This is a genomic window from Bacillus sp. ISL-4 (assembly GCF_018613275.1).
Taxonomy (GTDB): Bacteria; Bacillota; Bacilli; order Bacillales; family DSM-1321; genus Peribacillus; species Peribacillus simplex_E.
In genome coordinates, this window is record NZ_JAGGQN010000007.1 from 228492 (window position 1) to 245029 (window position 16538).

At 41.1% G+C, this 16538-nt stretch carries 14 protein-coding genes, 1 pseudogene and 1 riboswitch; of the genes and pseudogenes, 3 read left to right on the plus strand and 12 right to left on the minus strand.

The window, feature by feature from the left end:
* Position 1: 1 nt before the first annotated feature.
* The 4 genes from J7J00_RS04490 to J7J00_RS04505 form a co-directional block, all read right to left on the minus strand.
* Positions 2 to 2056 (minus strand): carbon starvation CstA family protein, encoded by a 2055-nt coding sequence (locus J7J00_RS04490; RefSeq protein WP_214787880.1) that lies wholly within the window; start codon positions 2054 to 2056, stop codon positions 2 to 4.
* A 121-nt stretch (positions 2057 to 2177) separates the two neighbouring features.
* Positions 2178 to 2330: a hypothetical protein gene (locus J7J00_RS04495; RefSeq protein WP_214787883.1), complete on the minus strand. Its 153-nt coding sequence runs from the start codon at positions 2328 to 2330 to the stop codon at positions 2178 to 2180.
* Positions 2331 to 2435: 105 nt separating this feature from the next.
* Complete coding sequence (locus J7J00_RS04500) at positions 2436 to 4196, minus strand: ABC transporter ATP-binding protein (protein ID WP_214788266.1); 1761 nt, start codon at positions 4194 to 4196, stop codon at positions 2436 to 2438.
* A 4-nt stretch (positions 4197 to 4200) separates the two neighbouring features.
* Entirely contained in the window at positions 4201 to 5949 is a 1749-nt protein-coding gene (locus J7J00_RS04505) for an ABC transporter ATP-binding protein (protein ID WP_214787886.1), read from the minus strand.
* A 450-nt stretch (positions 5950 to 6399) separates the two neighbouring features.
* Here J7J00_RS04505 and J7J00_RS04510 point away from each other — a divergent pair, with 450 nt between their 5' ends.
* Entirely contained in the window at positions 6400 to 6960 is a 561-nt protein-coding gene (locus J7J00_RS04510) for a nitroreductase family protein (protein ID WP_214787889.1), read from the plus strand.
* Between the two features lie 536 nt (positions 6961 to 7496).
* Here the strand turns inward: J7J00_RS04510 and J7J00_RS04515 are convergent.
* The gene (locus tag J7J00_RS04515) at positions 7497 to 8843 is read right to left on the minus strand and encodes an aspartate kinase (protein ID WP_214787892.1); all 1347 of its coding nucleotides are present in this window, start codon (positions 8841 to 8843) and stop codon (positions 7497 to 7499) included.
* Between the two features lie 192 nt (positions 8844 to 9035).
* Entirely contained in the window at positions 9036 to 9536 is a 501-nt protein-coding gene (gene queF, locus J7J00_RS04520; protein WP_061461394.1) for a preQ(1) synthase, read from the minus strand.
* Between the two features lie 104 nt (positions 9537 to 9640).
* Positions 9641 to 9686, minus strand: a riboswitch (PreQ1 riboswitch).
* A gap of 130 nt (positions 9687 to 9816) precedes the next feature.
* Here queF and J7J00_RS04525 point away from each other — a divergent pair.
* Both J7J00_RS04525 and J7J00_RS27880 read left to right on the plus strand, forming a co-directional pair.
* A complete protein-coding gene (locus J7J00_RS04525) occupies positions 9817 to 10674 on the plus strand; it encodes a DMT family transporter (RefSeq protein ID WP_286201168.1) in 858 nt (285 codons plus the stop codon).
* A 127-nt stretch (positions 10675 to 10801) separates the two neighbouring features.
* The gene (locus tag J7J00_RS27880) at positions 10802 to 11059 is read left to right on the plus strand and encodes a BA3454 family stress response protein (protein ID WP_286201169.1); all 258 of its coding nucleotides are present in this window, start codon (positions 10802 to 10804) and stop codon (positions 11057 to 11059) included.
* A 257-nt stretch (positions 11060 to 11316) separates the two neighbouring features.
* Here J7J00_RS27880 and J7J00_RS04535 read toward each other — a convergent pair.
* The 6 genes and pseudogenes from J7J00_RS04535 to qoxA form a co-directional block, all read right to left on the minus strand.
* A pseudogene (locus tag J7J00_RS04535) lies at positions 11317 to 11770 on the minus strand (YfmQ family protein).
* Positions 11682 to 12035, minus strand: a complete 354-nt coding sequence (locus tag J7J00_RS04540) for a hypothetical protein (protein ID WP_214788309.1) — start codon at positions 12033 to 12035, stop codon at positions 11682 to 11684. Before J7J00_RS04540 ends, J7J00_RS04535 begins: the two are co-directional and overlap by 89 nt.
* 27 nt (positions 12036 to 12062) lie before the next feature.
* The gene (gene qoxD / locus J7J00_RS04545) at positions 12063 to 12347 is read right to left on the minus strand and encodes a cytochrome aa3 quinol oxidase subunit IV (RefSeq protein WP_076370787.1); all 285 of its coding nucleotides are present in this window, start codon (positions 12345 to 12347) and stop codon (positions 12063 to 12065) included.
* 1 nt (position 12348) lies between these two features.
* Entirely contained in the window at positions 12349 to 12945 is a 597-nt protein-coding gene (qoxC, locus tag J7J00_RS04550; protein ID WP_214787907.1) for a cytochrome aa3 quinol oxidase subunit III, read from the minus strand.
* Complete coding sequence (qoxB, locus tag J7J00_RS04555; protein ID WP_214787910.1) at positions 12945 to 14891, minus strand: cytochrome aa3 quinol oxidase subunit I; 1947 nt, start codon at positions 14889 to 14891, stop codon at positions 12945 to 12947. Before qoxB ends, qoxC begins: the two co-directional genes overlap by 1 nt.
* A 73-nt stretch (positions 14892 to 14964) precedes the next feature.
* A complete protein-coding gene (gene qoxA / locus J7J00_RS04560) occupies positions 14965 to 15888 on the minus strand; it encodes a cytochrome aa3 quinol oxidase subunit II (protein WP_214787913.1) in 924 nt (307 codons plus the stop codon).
* Between the last annotated feature and the right edge of the window lie 650 nt (positions 15889 to 16538).

Genomic DNA, 16538 nt, shown 5'->3' on the forward strand with positions numbered 1-16538 from the left:
CTTATGACGACCTTGATACATAAGGTGTTTCATGTAAATCTATTTTCTGGTTCTTCAAGACTTTTATCCATAACCGAATTGCAGAAATCAGGACCGTGATCACAACGATCATGAAAATCGCACACAGGGCAGCATCGACATAATCATTGACGATAACCCGTTTCATCTCGGCAAGGTTAGCTGCCGGAGCAAGAATTTCCCCATTATCATAGGCCTCTTTAAACTTATCCTTATGTGCCAAAAAGCCAATAGCCGGGTTTTCGTGGAACAGCTTTTGCCACCCAGCCGTCATGGTCACTATCAACAAGAATGTAGTAGGTACAAGAGTGACCCATGTGTACGCTTTTTTGCCCATTTTGAAAAGGACCGTCGTCCCAAGCAGCAACGCAATGGCGGAAAGCATTTGATTCGCAATTCCAAACAATGGCCAAAGGGTATTGATTCCGCCAAGAGGATCAATGACCCCTTGATAAAGGAAGTACCCCCAACCGATTACACAAATGGCAGTCGCAATAATATTGGGCAGCCATTTATTCGTTTCGGCAAAAGGTTTGTAATAGCTCCCGATGATATCCTGTATCATAAAACGCCCTACCCTGGTTCCAGCATCAATGGTGGTCAATATGAACAATGCCTCGAACAGGATCGCGAAATGATACCAGAACGCCATCAGGGACGCTCCGCCAATCACTTGCGAGAAGATATGGGCCATGCCGATAGCAAAGGTTGGAGCTCCTCCAGTACGGGATATAATGGTCTCCTCCCCAACATCGTCGGCAAGGCTGGTAATCATCTCAGGTGTCAAAATGAAACCCCAATCGGATATCGTAGCGGCCACTTGAGCTGGCTCTGTTCCCACAACGGCACCCGGGCTATTAATGGCAAAATAGATACCAGGAGTCAGTACACAGGCTGCTATCATCGCCATGATTGCTACAAAGGATTCAGTCAACATCGCCCCGTATCCGATTGGACGTGAATGGGATTCGCGTTCGATCATTTTAGGAGTTGTACCTGAAGAAACGAGTGCATGGAAACCTGATACCGCCCCACAAGCGATCGTAATGAATAGGAACGGGAATAAGTTTCCGGAAAATACGGGTCCTGTTCCATCGATGAACTGAGTGACAGCAGGCATTTCAAGGCTCGGCATGACAATAAAGATACCAAGTGCAAGTCCGATGATCGTACCGATTTTCAAGAATGTGCTTAAGTAATCACGCGGTGCCAATAACATCCATACAGGCAAAACGGAGGCAACGAATCCGTATACAATCAACATGATGGCAATCGTTTCCCCAGTGAAAGTGAACATTGGCGCCAATGTTGCGCTCTCGGATACAAAGCGACCGAAGTATAACGCGAGCATCAATAGTATGATTCCGATAATCGATCCTTCGCCAACCCGGCCTGGCCTTATATAGCGCATGTAAATGCCCATAAGCACAGCGATCGGTATGGTCGAGGCAATCGTGAACATCCCCCATGGACTTCCCACGAGCGCCTTCACGACAACCAGGGCAAGTACCGCTAATAAAATGATCATGATACCCAGGATACCGATCATCGCTATCAGGCCTGTAATCGGTCCAATTTCCTCCTTGATCATCTCTCCCAATGATTTGCCGTTACGACGCATCGAGCCGAAGAGAATGATGAAATCCTGTACGGCACCAGCCAATACAACTCCGACTACAAGCCATAGTGTCCCTGGCAAATATCCCATCTGCGCTGCAAGGATGGGACCAACGAGAGGGCCAGCTCCGGCAATCGCTGCAAAATGGTGGCCAAACAACACCCATTTGTTTGTAGGAACATAATCTTTCCCATCATTATTCGCTTCCGATGGAGTCTGGCGATTGTCATCTAGCTCAAACACTTTCCGTGCAATGAATTTACTATAAAAGCGGTATGCAATTGAATAAACACAGAGTGCTGCAGTGACAATCCACATGGCATTGATGCTTTCCCCCCGGTTTAGCGCGACGAAACCAAAACTCACCGCACCCAACGCAGATATGATCCCCCAAAGAATGACTGACTTAAGCGTTTTCATTTTTTTCCATCTCCTCTCTATTGAACTGGTGTGCAACTATAAAAAACCTCATTCATAAGGGGCCCTGGCTATATTTCTCCCCTAACCCATTAAATTTAAAGAATTTTATATATATTCTGAATTATATGTTACCAAAAGGTTTTTTAGCAATAGCAAATTGGTCAATTTGTAAAGTATTTTCCATTATTTTGTCGATAATTCCCTCTATTCCCACCAGGATGGAATTGGTGATTTCACGCTTTATAAAAACCGCATTTGGTTGAAAAATCCACATTTTTAAAGTGCATCTTTAACTGAATGGAGGGCAATCCCCAAGTTTAAGGTCGTTATAATGGGACCAACACAAAAAATGCGCGCCCTGACGGCACACATTCTTTCTTCATCCAAGCTGGTTTCCCCTTAATGAACTGCGAAATAGTTCGTAATAAAAACCTCTCTGCCGCAACAATTCTTCATGGGATCCCTTTTCAATGATCCTTCCTTCATCAAGTACAAGGATTTGGTCACTTTGCTGAATTGTATTCAATCTGTGGGCAATGACAAAACTTGTCCTTCCCTCCATCAAACGGTGTAAAGCCTCCTGGATTTTAAGCTCTGTAATCGTATCTATGCTACTTGTCGCTTCATCCAAAATCAAGAGAACGGGATCGGCTAAAATAGCCCTGGCAATCGATAATAGTTGGCGCTGTCCCTGGCTTATTCCACTGCCATCCTGATTCAAGATGGTATCATACCGATCCGGCAGTTTCATGATAAAGGAATGGGCATTGGCAAGCTTGGCTGCATTCACCACTTCTTCATCTTCGGCATCCAGTCGACCGTAGCGAATATTTTCACGAATCGTACCTTGAAACAAAAAAGAATCCTGTAAAACGAAGCCCATATGCTTACGGAGACTGGTCCTCGTCACCTGTTGGATGTCCTGGCCATCAATCAATATCCGGCCTCTGTTCGGCTCATAAAAACGGGCAAGAAGATTAATGATCGTAGTCTTACCTGCCCCAGTAGGACCTACAAGCGCGATGGTCTCCCCTTTTTCCGCACGGAAATCTACATCATATATCGTTTGCCCTTCATCATTATACGAAAAGGAAACACCCTCAAATTCCACCTCACCACGGACATCACGAAGTTCAGAGGCCTGTTTCTCATCCACTTCCTCTTCTTTTTCATCAAGTATGGTGAAAACCCGCTCCGCACCGGCAACAGCTGAGAGAAGGGTATTGAATTGGTTAGCCAGGTCATTGAGTGGACGGGTGAATTGCCTTGAATACTCAGTGAAAATGACAATGACCCCGATGGAAACCGTCCCTATGCCACTCAGCGCCAAAAACCCGCCTACAGCGGCTATTACCGTGAAGCTTAAGTTGTTCAGTAAATTCATCAGTTTTGGAATCAGCCCAGAGTATGATTGTGATAGGAAGCCAGCTTTCTTTAAGTTTTCACTCCGGATGACAAAATCCCGGATCACTTTATCTTCCTGTGAAAAAGCCTTTACGATCCGTTGTCCGGAAATCGTTTCTTCTATAAACCCATTCAGTTCTCCAAGATTCTTCTGCTGTTGTTTAAACAGCTTTCCCGTCCGGTTTGTTATCCACCTCAGACCGAAGACCATAAGAGGAACGATTAATAAGGTTAAAACAGTTAATAAAGGGCTCAAATACAGCATAACTCCGATCGTACCGACCAGTGTCAGCACACTGGAAAAAATCTGAATGACTGAACTATTCAAAGTGGAACTGACATTTTCTATATCATTCGTGACCCTACTCATCAATTCCCCATGCTGACGCCGGTCAAAAAAGGGAATGGACAACTGGTGAAGCTTTTTGAACAATTGATTGCGCATTGCATAAACCGTATCCTGCGCGATTCCGATCATCCAATAATTCTGAAGCCACATAGATATGGAATAGAATATATAGACCCCGAGAAGCCCGAAAAGAAGGCTGATCAGCCCCCCGCTATCTCTTGTGACAATATAATCATCAATGGCCATTCCAACAAGAAATGGGCCAAGCAATCCCAAAACCGAGCTTATCAGTACCATGAAAAGGACACAAAATAGCAGGCTTTTATTCGTTGCTAAGTAGGGAATGATCCTTTTTATCGTATTCCAGGAGTTGACCGGTTTAGTCATTGCCTTATCGGAAGATATTCTTCGACTCAAGAGAAACCCCCTCCTCCCCAAACTGTGAGTGAACGATTTTTCGATAAAGATTGCTTGTTTGCATCAAATCCTGATGTTTCCCCAGCGCAAGCACTTGACCACTTTCCAGCAACAATATTTTGTCTGCTTCCATGGCTGTACTGATTTTTTGTGTAATGATGAGCGTTGTGCATGTATAGTCCTTTAAAGCGGCAAGCAATTTACTTTCCGTTTTCAAATCCAGTGCACTCGTACTATCATCCAGAAGGAGAATCTTTGGTCTGCGCACCAATGCTCTTGCAATCGATAAGCGCTGTTTTTGCCCTCCGGACAGATTCACACCTTTTTGTCCTAACTGGGTTTCATATTGTTTCGGAAGTTTCATTACGGTCTCATGTACCTGAGCATGCATGGCCGCTGTCACGATTTCCTCCATCGAGGCATCTTCTTTTCCCCAGGCGACATTGTTTTTTATGGTTCCTGAAAAAAGCAGGGCCTCTTGCGGTACATAGCCGATCCTTTTCCGCAGCGAATTCAAGGGAATATCTTTCACATCCTGGTCATCAATTCGAATGGAGCCGCTTTCAACTTCGTATAATCTCGGAATCAGCTGAAACAGTGATGTTTTCCCTGATCCTGTCGCTCCTATGATAGCAAGCGATTCTCCCGGATCGATGGAGAAGCTCAAGTTTTTCAATATCGGGGTATCGGTTCCAGGATAGCGGAAAGATACATCCAGAAACTTGATGCCTCCCCCATTGACGGCCCCACTCTTGCTTTCCGCCTTGCCTTCATCAATATCTATCGGGGTTTCAAATATTTCCGTCACACGATCCGCTGAAGCCTTCGCACGGGAAATGACCATGATCAGCCATGAAAGAACGGAAAGGGATGCCGCAATCCTCGTGGCATAGTTGACAATCGCCACAACCTCCCCTACCTGTATATCTCCCGTTGTTATAAATTCACTTCCAAGCCAGAGAATGATCAGAATCGCCACATTCATGACAAGCATCAGCACAGGCATCGTCGTTTCAATTAAACGAAGGGAAGTCACAGTCTTTCTTTTCAACTCTTCATTCGCATCGTCAAATCGGCCGATTTCATGCTCCTTACGAAGAAAAGCTTTGATCAAGCGCATGCCTATCAGGTTCTCCCTCATGACGCCATTGACATTATCGAGTTTATTCTGTACGAGCTTAAACAGCTTGGCCGCTCGTTTCATCACCCATCCCAGGAAGAAGACAAGAACCGGAATTGAAATGACCAAAACAAGGGATAGTTTCAAATCGACCGTAATAGCCATTATCGCCCCGCCGATTACGATCAATGGCGCCCTTGCCATGATACGCAGGCCCATAAAAACCGTATTTTGAAGTTGGGTCACATCATTGGTCATCCTTGTTATCAACGAGGAAGTCGGGATATTATTCAAATTCGCAAAAGAAAACGCCTGTATTTTACCAAAATGGCTTTTCCTTACATCATGTCCAAAGCTTTGACTTACATGTGATGCCGTAAAGGAATTAACGATCCCGCCAAGGAATGAAAAAACGGAAAGTCCAACCATGACACTTCCCCATTTAATCACCACCGATAAATCTTTCTGCAAAATGCCATCATCAATTATTTTTGCTATAAATAGAGGTTGCAACAGCTCTACCCCGAGCTCGACAATCATTAAGGATAAAGCAAGAATGATCAAAAGCCAGTAGGGCTTAAGAAATGAGGACAAATTTTTCATCTATGACACCCTTCGATTCTTCATATGTAGATAGCATCTTTTCATCCTCTCATTATACATTTTTATACAGATTTTTTAAAAGAATTTAACTATTATATAGGATTGGTAAATATATTGAAATTTTTTTAATATATACCCTTGACAAATTAAAGGAAATAAGCGAAAATTCTAATTGATAATGATTTTCAATTTCATTATCGATCTCTGAAATTTGATAAGCAATTACGATATTCTATTATCGTACCCTTTTGATATTGTACATAGCTACAATGTCGCCCCGGCTTCTCTGTGCCTAGTAAAATTATATGCTCATTAGCGAATGCAAGTCACTAGAATATTGCCCCCTCTTTATTCAAGTAATTTATTCACGTTGGAAGCATATTAGGCAGCCGGGGATTATTTTTTTTCAACTATTAAACTTACATATATGATTAAAGGAGCAGGATGATCATGAAACTAGAAGATATCATTAAAGAACGGCGCAGCATTAAACGATTTAAGGACATTCCTGTTCCTATTGATACCATCCAATCATTATTGGAAACTGCGACATGGGCACCGAACCATAAAATGACCCAACCATGGCGCTTCGTCGTGGTGCATGGTGATAGCCGTTTAAAACTCGCGGAAGCAACCAGTGCATTCATGGCAGGCAAAGAGAAGGAACCTGAAAAGAAAAAAGCGGCCGGTCAGCGAGGATATAATAAACTTATAGGTGTACCGATGTTTGTCGCGGTGATCATGGAAGAGAATCCGAATCCCATGACACGTGAAGAAGATTATGCGGCCACAAGTGCATTGATCCAGAACTTCAGCCTGCTTGCCTGGGAACAAGAAATTGGGATGATATGGGAAACATACGGCATGATACACAGCATGGAGTTTCGTGAAGCTTTAGGCGTGAAACCCGGCGAGAAGATCGTCGGCAGCCTTCATGTCGGCTATCCCGATATGATTCCTGCCCCACGTCCAAGGAACGCGATCGATCAACTCCTTACAATTATGGACTAACATAAAAGGAAAGCCTCCAATCTTCTATTTGGAGGCTCAGACTGTAGACAAACTCGATGAAAATCGAGCTTGTCTACAGTCTTTTTTGTATTATATAGAAATATTAAACTTGAGGTGATAAGGATGCTTTCTAAACATGATTCTATTCAGCAAGATCCACTCGAAGTGATTACTTTAAATCAATTGGTGCCAGTGAATCATTTGGCTAGTAAACTTGATGCTGACATTGACACCCTCTTTCATTTATGATTTGGTGAAAGATATGTATTCAGAGGTTGGACGCCCCTTTTTATCCGTTTCAAGAGCGTCAACTCCGTTCTCCTCCAATTGCTTTAGCCACTTGACAAATGGGTAATATTGAATTAAAACAGACGCGCTGAACCCTACAGCGCGTCTGTTAGCTTGGAATGATTATCCCCATACGGTCATTGCCACTATCATAAAGAACCAGATGAAAAGTCCAGCCGTATGTATAGTGACTAAAAGATTACTCACAAAAAACCCCCTTCTAAAAGGAGGTCACTGAACTATTATTCTCAAAAGAACTCGTGATATAATGCCTGAATTGCCGTCTCTTCGTTATGCCCTTTCACACCAAACATCATGCTTACCTCCGAAGAGCCTTGGTTAATCATCTCAATATTCACCTTTGCTTCGGCCAAGGCCTTTGACGCTCTTGCCGTTGTACCGACATTATGCCGCATTCCTTCCCCTACAACCATGATCAAGGCAAGATCATGCTCCACATTCACTTCATCAGCATGAAGCTCTTTCTTAATCCGTGAAATGATTTTCTTCTCGGCTTCACCCTTCATCTGGTCCTGCCTTAGAATAAGCGTCACATCATCGATGCCTGATGGAATATGCTCATATGAAACTCCATAATCTTCGAGGATGTGCAGCAGTTTCCGTCCAAAACCAACTTCCCTGTTCATCAAATATTTGCTAATGTAAATGCTGCAAAATCCTTTATCACTTGCAATACCAATGACCGGCCCGTTCGTATTATCCCGTGTACTCACAATGCGGGTCCCTTGTGCCGCCGGATTGTTCGTATTCTGAATATGGACAGGTATTCCCGCACGGAAGGCTGGAATCAGTGCCTCATCATGAAATACCGAGAAACCTGCATAAGAAAGCTCACGCATTTCACGATAAGTTAATTCCCGGATTCCCTTGGGATTGGAAACCACATTTGGATTCACCGCATAAACGGCATCCACGTCCGTGAAGTTCTCATACAAATCAGCTTTGACCCCATTCGCAAGAATCGAACCCGTAATATCGGAACCGCTTCTTGAAAAGGTTAAAACATCACCATCTAACGTATAACCGAAGAATCCTGGGAATACTACGATTCCAGGCTCATCACGCAGAGCATATAACCGATCATAAGACTCTGGCAGCACCTTGGTAAATCCACCTTCATCCGTTACGATCAAGCCAGCCTTCTTCGGATTTATATACTGCGCCACTACCCCGCGGCTTTGGAAATAACCTGCGACCAGCTTCGCATTATTATCCTCGCCACTGGCCTTCAAGGCATCCAAATAGCGCTTCGGGTCAGTCTGGTCCGCATGCAACAGTGCCATTAAATTTTCATGGATCCCAGTGATGACACTCTCGGATATATCCAGTTCTTCAGCAATGCTCGCATAGCGGGATACCACATCTTCTATCAAATGCTCTCCGTTATCCCCGCGCAGCTGCTGTTCCGCAGCTTCAATCAATAAATCCGTCACCTTTATATCATCGGAATTGCGTTTCCCTGGAGCTGAAACGACTACAATTTTCCTCTCTGGATCAGAAACAACAATTTCGAACACCTTTCTCAACTGTTCACCTGACGCAAGTGAACTTCCACCAAACTTCGCAACTTTCATCTCGACATCCCCTATTTTCGTAAATATTCTGTCATAATTAGCTCTCCCTATTATTACGCTTTTTCTCGAAACAATCAAGTGGAAATTCCGCTATAGGAGGACATTTGTATTTATAAAAAGGACAAAAAGGCAAGACCACTGATCGAGAACTAAAAAAGACAACGGGCATTTGCCCATTGTCTCTCCTATTCTTTAGCGATTATCCACTGTTTCCGGGTATAGGTCATGGTTCATCAAGCGGTAATCCGCCATTTCCTCATACTTCGTACCTGGTTTCCCATAATTCGTGTAAGGGTCGATGGAAATTCCGCCCCTAGGTGTAAACTTGCCCCAGACTTCAATATATTTAGGATCCATCAATTCGATTAAATCATTCATGATGATGTTCATGCAGTCTTCATGGAAATCACCGTGATTGCGGAAGCTGAATAAATAAAGTTTCAATGACTTGCTTTCCACCATTTTCACACTTGGAATATAGCTGATGTAGATGGTCGCAAAGTCCGGCTGGCCCGTTATCGGACATAAGCTAGTGAATTCCGGGCAATTGAATTTGACGAAATAATCCCGGTTCGGATGCTTGTTATCGAATGACTCAAGGATTTCAGGCGCATAGTCGAATGTATATTTTGTTCCTTGATTCCCAAGCAGTGTGATATCTTTTTTTAATTCTTCTTCTTTTCTTCCAGACATTAAAAGTCCTCCTAATCCCACGTTTCAGGGAGATTCATAAAATGGGCCTCTATATAACAAAAACCATATCTCCTCAAAGATATGGTTGATTCGCGAAAAATATCAAAGCCATAGTTTTTTTAAGAGGGTGATGCTATGAACCTCTCCCGTTTATCGGGAAATATTTTAAAATTGTCATAGTAAATATAGAAAAAAATATCTAATCTGTCAATCATACTTTTTAAATTTGGTTTGATTCCTGCATGCATTCAGCTTAAAATGTAGAAGAAGTTTATCCTACATGAAGGAAGAGATTACGTCAATGTGGATTTTTGCAGCCCTCATCACTAGTTTATGTTTCGGAATCAATAACAGCATTTTTAAATGGAGTAGCGGAAAGGGTTACTCAAAAGTACATATCCAATTTTTCTTTTATTTTTCAGCTTTTATTTTGGCCATATTTTATGGAGTATTTGTGGATGGTTTACAGTTTAACTGGCTGTCCATCATGCTTGGTGGAGCCATTGGGGTACTGAACGCTAATGGTAATATCCAGATGGCAAGCGCCTTTGAAAAAGGGCCGGCAAGCTTGACATCCCCATTAATCGCAGCGAATGCAATATTCCCTATTCTTTGTGCAGCTTTAATTTTTCACGAACATATTTCTACTTTGCAGTGGACTGGAATCGTCTGCATGTTTCTTGCTACATTAGTCATTCAGTATACACCTAATGCTAAAGGTAACCATCAATATGTCCCTTGGATGATGCACACATTATTATCCATTTTATCTTTTGGTGTGCTCGGCGTTCTTATGACGACATCAACACGTCTTCATTTAAATTCCCTTGATATCCTGGTATCAATGTATGGAGGCGGAACTCTTTATCTTCTTTCGGCTTTGGCCTTTAAAAAGGAAAAAATCAAGCTACAGGAAGTCAGAATCGGTTCCTTAGTAGGCCTTTTAAGCACTATAGGCTATGGATGTTATTTCTTTGCGTTGAACACCGGCATCGCAAGCATCATCTTCCCTGTCGTCAGCCTGAACTGTTTAGTTGTCGTATTCGCAGGATGTTATTTATTCAAGGAAAAACTTAAAAACTATCAAATTGCCGGCGTACTTGCAGCATTAATAGGCATTATCTTAACAAAAATATGAATATAGTTCTTTTGCAAAAACAACCTGGCCGTCATGTGCACACAAGCCAGGTCGTTTTTGTATTTAGCAGGGAAATGGGGTTGGTCAAAAAAATATGTTGACACATCCCTAAAAATATCAGATAATTTTGAATATTAATTCTTTATATTTTACAGCTTTTGAAATGTTTGAAAAACCCTCTGCCACGGGTATTAAAGAATTAGGTACAACCACCTCATTTAATTCTGAATTAAGAAAGGAAAGATGCATAATGGTAAAAGTTACAGTAACAGTTGATTTCCAAGGGAAATCTTATCAAACAAACGTCCTAACTAAACCGGGTACTGATCATGAAGTAATTTTACAACAAGCCCTTCATCAAGTTGAAAAACAATGGAAAGCATAAAAAGGCAGGCATCGCAATAGATACCTGCTTTTTTAATACCATTTAAATACTTTCATATGCACGATTAAAGAACCTCTTACAGCAATTCCCTCACTTTTAATTGCTTTTTCCAAAATAAACTAAAATTGAGACTTCAGTGTGTACGTTAACCTCTTAATACCAAGTAATCTAGAATTGTACCTAAATTGAAATGGATTACATTATAAAAGACTTATAAAAAAGACGGTCTTTTTAAGGACCGTCTTTTTTATGTTCTTTTAAACTAAATTTCTTATTAATGGCACGGAACGTTCTTGGAGGCTATCGGAAAGCAGGCTATAAGAAATGACTTTCTTCTTGTACTGCTTAACTACATCCACGTGGTCATTGTAAATGTACACAAATAACCTAACATCCTTTTTGCTTCTTTTAGTATCTATGACCAATGGAGTCCCACTGTGCTCTGGATGTAAAAACAATTGCTCGTTCCCAGGGAATATATGATTTTTTTTCAAAAATCTAGTTATTAAAATAATTAATGACTTGAATTTTTTCTTCACCTTCCAAACGTTTTCCGTCAAAGGTTACGATCGCATTCTCGTCACTAATTTCTGAGTGTATTTTAAATTTGCTGATAATCCAATTAACTGCATCGGTTGGAAGACAGGTAACCAATATTTTTAACAAACTTAAGATAATTGTCAAAATCAAGACCGGCAATGTCAATTTCATCATCTCCGCTACGTTTATAAATACTTATATCGCCAAAAGGTCTGACAGTTTTTCTTAGAAAATGCGTATGTTCTATTAACGTTTTACTTTTGTAAAACATCGCACTTGAACGCACGGCCACGCTTCCAAAGGGGGAAATTTTTCGTTTATAAATATAATGTTCCGAAATGGTTATACTAAACAAAATGGGTTCATCCACATCTTCAAAGTATGAAGTGGATAGAGCGGTATATTGTAAATTAAAAACAAAAAAACTGGGCGTCATTAAGACGCCCAGTTTTTCCGGAATGGATTATTGATATCCCCAAACCATTGTTAGCAATGTACCGAAAATTGTAACCAATGCAACGAACAATCCGTAATAAACGTTTGTGTAAATCGATGCTTTATCTTCAGACTCTCCTGCATGCATGAACATAACAAATTGAAGTGCAGCTTGCATGAAAGCTGTAACAAGTAGGATGATCACAGCCATTTTAAGTGAGAGATCAAACACAATAACTGATAGTGCGACCAAAGTCAGAACTAGCGAAAAAGCAAATCCCATAACTTGGCCCCGTGGGAATAATTCTTTCATATTACATCATTCCTTTCAGGTAGACGAAACTGAAGATGAAAATCCAGACAACGTCCAAGAAATGCCAGTAAAGTGAAAAGATGAAAGCCTTGTTTGTTGTCTGTGGAGTCATACCACGCTTTTTAATCTGCATGGTGATGAAGGTTCCCCAGAATAAACCAAGTGTAACGTGAGCTCCATGCGTACCTAGTAATGTGAACAAACTAGATAAGAAAGCACTTGTTTGAATCGTTGCTCCTTCATGTACATACTCCACGAATTCATAAATTTCGACTCCTAAGAATCCTAAACCAAGAATAAGGGTGATAATGAAGAAACCAATCGTTGCTTTCTGCCTGCCAAGTCTCATTGCATTGATTCCAAGACCTATGGTAAAACTACTAGTTAAAAGAAAGATTGTTTGAAACATTAGTGTTGGGACTTTAAAAAGATGTTCCCCTGTTGGACCATTTCCAGTACCATTAACTAAAACAAAATAAGTGGCGAACAGTGTAGCGAAAAGAGCTATTTCTGCTCCTAGGAAAATCCAGAATCCAAAAATCTTTAAGCGATTTTCTTCCGTGCTATATTCTAGTGGCAGCGAGTTATCTATTTTCATTACTTAGCACCTCGCAATTTATTTTCAGTTTCTTCGATCTCTTCAACAGAGATATAACGTCCGTGATCTTTTTCGAATGAACGGTGAATCATACAAGCAAAGATACCGATCGTTGCAATGATTGCAATGATCCACATGCTGAATACCAAAGCAAAGCCCCAAACGAAGAAGATACAGCTCATGATAAACGGCACGCCACTGTTATTTGGCATATGAATCTTTTCTACTTTACCGCCAAATAATTTAAAGCCTTTTTTCTTTGAATCCCAGAATGCTTCTGTAGAAGCAACTGTTGGCACAATTGCAAAGTTATATTCAGGGATAGGTGTATGTGTAGCCCACTCTAGAGAACGTGCATCCCATGGATCGTTTGAGATATTTCTTGATGCATAACGAGTACTCCAATAGATATTGTACACAATAAGTGCAAAACCTATCGCTAAACCAATCGCTCCAACGAAAGAGAGCATATTCAATGGACCATATCCTGTTGATTCAGAGTACGTATACATACGACGTGCCTGCCCATCTAAACCAGTGATGAACATCGGGAAGAATGTTACATTAAAGCCGACTATAATGAACCAGAACGACCATTTTCCAATTTTTTCGCTCAACATGAAACCGAACATTTTTGGCCACCAGTACGTAAAACCGGCAAGTACGGCAAATACAGTACCAGGGATTAAAACGTAGTGGAAGTGAGCTACTAAGAACATTGTATTATGGTATTGGTAGTCAGCACTTGCCATGGCAAGCATTACCCCTGTTACCCCACCGAGCGTGAAAATCGGAATGAAAGCTAAAGAGTATAGCATTGGAACGGTAAATACGATTTTACCTTTCCAAAGTGTGAACAACCAGTTGAAGATCTTAACACCAGTCGGGACGGCAATTGCCATCGTGGTAATCGAGAAGATACCATTAACCATTGCACCATGACCCATTGTATAGAAATGGTGAGCCCATACAACGAAAGATAATGTAGAAATAGCTACCATGGAGATAACCATCGAATTATACCCGTACAGGTTACGACGTGCAAATGTCGAAATGATTTCACTGTAAATACCGAAAGCTGGAAGAATTACTATATAAACTTCAGGATGTCCCCAAACCCAGAACAAGTTCGCCCAAAGCATATCGCTACCGCCATTGGCCATCGTAAAGAATTGAGTTCCGAATAGACGATCCATTGTCATCAACGCAAGTGCCACTGTCAATACAGGGAAAGCGAAAACGATAATGAAGTTTGTAATCAAGATAGACCATGTGAACATTGGCATTTTCATTAAGTTCAGGCCAGGTGCTCTCATTTTCAAGATGGTTACGATAAAGTTGATACCAGTCATTAATGTACCAATACCAGCGATTTGAAGTGAAATCGCGTAATAGTTCGAACCGACTGATTCACTGAAATCGTTACTTGCCAGCGGGAAGTAAGATGTCCAACCTGCATCAGGAGAACCACCGACTACGAAAGAGATGTTAAATAGCATTGCCCCCATGAAGAATAACCAGAAGCTTATTGCGTTCAGACGTGGGAATGCTACGTCACGCGCTCCAATTTGTAATGGTGTAACAATGTTCATTAACCCAATGATAAATGGCATAGCCATGAACAGGATCATGACGACCCCGTGTGTTGTAAATACCTCATTATAATGCTGTCCATCCAAAAGACCGTTATCTGGAATAGCCGTTTGAGCACGCATCATAAGAGCATCGACGCCACCGCGGAAAAGCATAAGCAGTGCTGCCAAGATGTACATGATACCAATACGTTTATGGTCAACCGTTGTTAACCACTCACGCCATAAGTAACCCCATTTTTTAAAATAGGTAATTCCGGCAACAACCGCAATCATGGTTAAACCAATGGCAATCATGGATGCATAAATCGCAGGACTTGGATGAGGTACGGCAAATCGATCAAAGTAATCCATACTTTTGTGACTCCTTTCAGGAAAATATTCCTTATCTTGTAAACCTAGTTGTTTTATCGAATGAAATTAATTCTTAGTGATTCATGTTGCTGTGTTCTGAATGTTCCTCGTGTGAATCCTTGGAATCATTTTCTTCAGTATCAGAAGATCCGTGGTCATGACCAGCATTTTCCCCTTCAGGAGCTGGTGAAAACTCTAAGTGAGTTCCAGTGTAAGTGGATTGTCCCACATGACCAGGTTTTAATAATTCATTGAATTTTTCCTCAGTAATCGGTTTAGCAGTAGCTTTAATTTCATCTACCCACTTATCGTAATCTTTTGCTGACAATGCATTAACGTTGAACGTTTGCTGAGCAAAACCTGAACCACTGAAGTTTGAATTTCGACCCATATACTCACCTGGTACATCAGCTGCTAAGTGCAACGTATTAACCATGTCCGACATCGCGTATTTTTGTCCTCCAAGTTGTGGAATCCAGAAACTTGAGATTGGACCGAATGAGTAAAGTTTAAATTCGATTGGTCGGTTAGTCGGTATAAACAGATAGTTGACCGTTTCGATATCTTCTTCCGGATAACTAAAATGCCACTTCCAGTTGGAAGATGAAGCGTAAATGACTAAAGGTTCTTGATCTCCGTACCCTTTAGGTGTTGCCTCAACTTCATTTGTTGTTTTAACAGTAACAACGGATAGGAAAGCGACGATCAAAATCGGGATCGCAACCCAAATTATTTCAAGAACCTTACTTCCTTCAATATGAGGTGGTTCATAATCATCACGCTGTTTGGAAGCACGATATTTCATTATCATGAAGATATACAGTACCATAACGACAAGGACGACAAAGGCCATTGTCCATATCGAAATCATAATAACATCTGCTTGTGTTGCAGCTACTGGCCCTTTAGGGTCCAAGACCATTAATGGGTTATCGCAACCGGTTAGCACAGTGGCAATTGTAAAAAGTATAGTTAATAGAGCCCATTTTATTTTCATAGTACTACCCCTTTCTTACATAATAAAATTCCAATTGGTAATTATTCGGACAAAGTGTTACCATGTTCACAAACCCGACATACCAATATTAATCCCAAGTGTAAAAAAAGACAATATAAAGTGACATCTGTCACATAAAGTTCAATAAAGAGCAGTAAGAAGATGGTAAATGAACAGAAATGTTCGAAAATCTTCAACAAATGAAATATAATAATTGTTTAATAAATTACCCATGGAAAATTCACTTATTAGAACAGGATTGCTGACAGTTCGGTCACTTTCCGTTTAATATTACTCTAATATAATGAAATAAAATTTTCACATTATATTCACCACGTTTATTGCCTTAAGACTTATAAAGATTATGAATTATATTACCTATCCTGTTAATTAGGTATCTATCGTTGGAAAACATGATTTATAGCGGATTTTTTTCACTCGGCCATGGAAGTTGGTAAATGGTAGCCGCATTATATACGATGTTGTTTCCATGCTTCAATACCCTTATGATCCAACACTGGTCAATATTATATATATATAAGGAAATAACGAGTGTGAAATGTAATTGGCTTTATTCTCCTCGCAATACTTATTGCCCTGTCAGTGTTCCTAAACAGCCGTTTAGCAGTAGTCTTGGGTGAAGTAATTCA

Excerpts from the sequence above, each read along its gene's own strand:
- J7J00_RS04490 (WP_214787880.1), bottom strand. The coding sequence starts at position 2,056 with ATGAAAACGCTTAAGTCAGTCATTCTTTGGGGGATCATATCTGCGTTG.
- qoxC (WP_214787907.1), bottom strand. The coding sequence starts at position 12,945 with ATGAAAATAGATAACTCGCTGCCACTAGAATATAGCACGGAAGAAAAT.
- J7J00_RS04525 (WP_286201168.1), top strand. The coding sequence starts at position 9,817 with ATGAAGGAAGAGATTACGTCAATGTGGATTTTTGCAGCCCTCATCACT.
- qoxA (WP_214787913.1), bottom strand. The coding sequence starts at position 15,888 with ATGAAAATAAAATGGGCTCTATTAACTATACTTTTTACAATTGCCACT.
- J7J00_RS04515 (WP_214787892.1), bottom strand. The coding sequence starts at position 8,843 with ATGAAAGTTGCGAAGTTTGGTGGAAGTTCACTTGCGTCAGGTGAACAG.
- J7J00_RS04495 (WP_214787883.1), bottom strand. The coding sequence starts at position 2,330 with ATGTGGATTTTTCAACCAAATGCGGTTTTTATAAAGCGTGAAATCACC.
- qoxD (WP_076370787.1), bottom strand. The coding sequence starts at position 12,347 with ATGAAAGAATTATTCCCACGGGGCCAAGTTATGGGATTTGCTTTTTCG.
- qoxB (WP_214787910.1), bottom strand. The coding sequence starts at position 14,891 with ATGGATTACTTTGATCGATTTGCCGTACCTCATCCAAGTCCTGCGATT.
- queF (WP_061461394.1), bottom strand. The coding sequence starts at position 9,536 with ATGTCTGGAAGAAAAGAAGAAGAATTAAAAAAAGATATCACACTGCTT.
- J7J00_RS04505 (WP_214787886.1), bottom strand. The coding sequence starts at position 5,949 with ATGAAAAATTTGTCCTCATTTCTTAAGCCCTACTGGCTTTTGATCATT.
- J7J00_RS04540 (WP_214788309.1), bottom strand. The coding sequence starts at position 12,035 with ATGACGCCCAGTTTTTTTGTTTTTAATTTACAATATACCGCTCTATCC.
- J7J00_RS04510 (WP_214787889.1), top strand. The coding sequence starts at position 6,400 with ATGAAACTAGAAGATATCATTAAAGAACGGCGCAGCATTAAACGATTT.
- J7J00_RS04500 (WP_214788266.1), bottom strand. The coding sequence starts at position 4,196 with ATGACTAAACCGGTCAACTCCTGGAATACGATAAAAAGGATCATTCCC.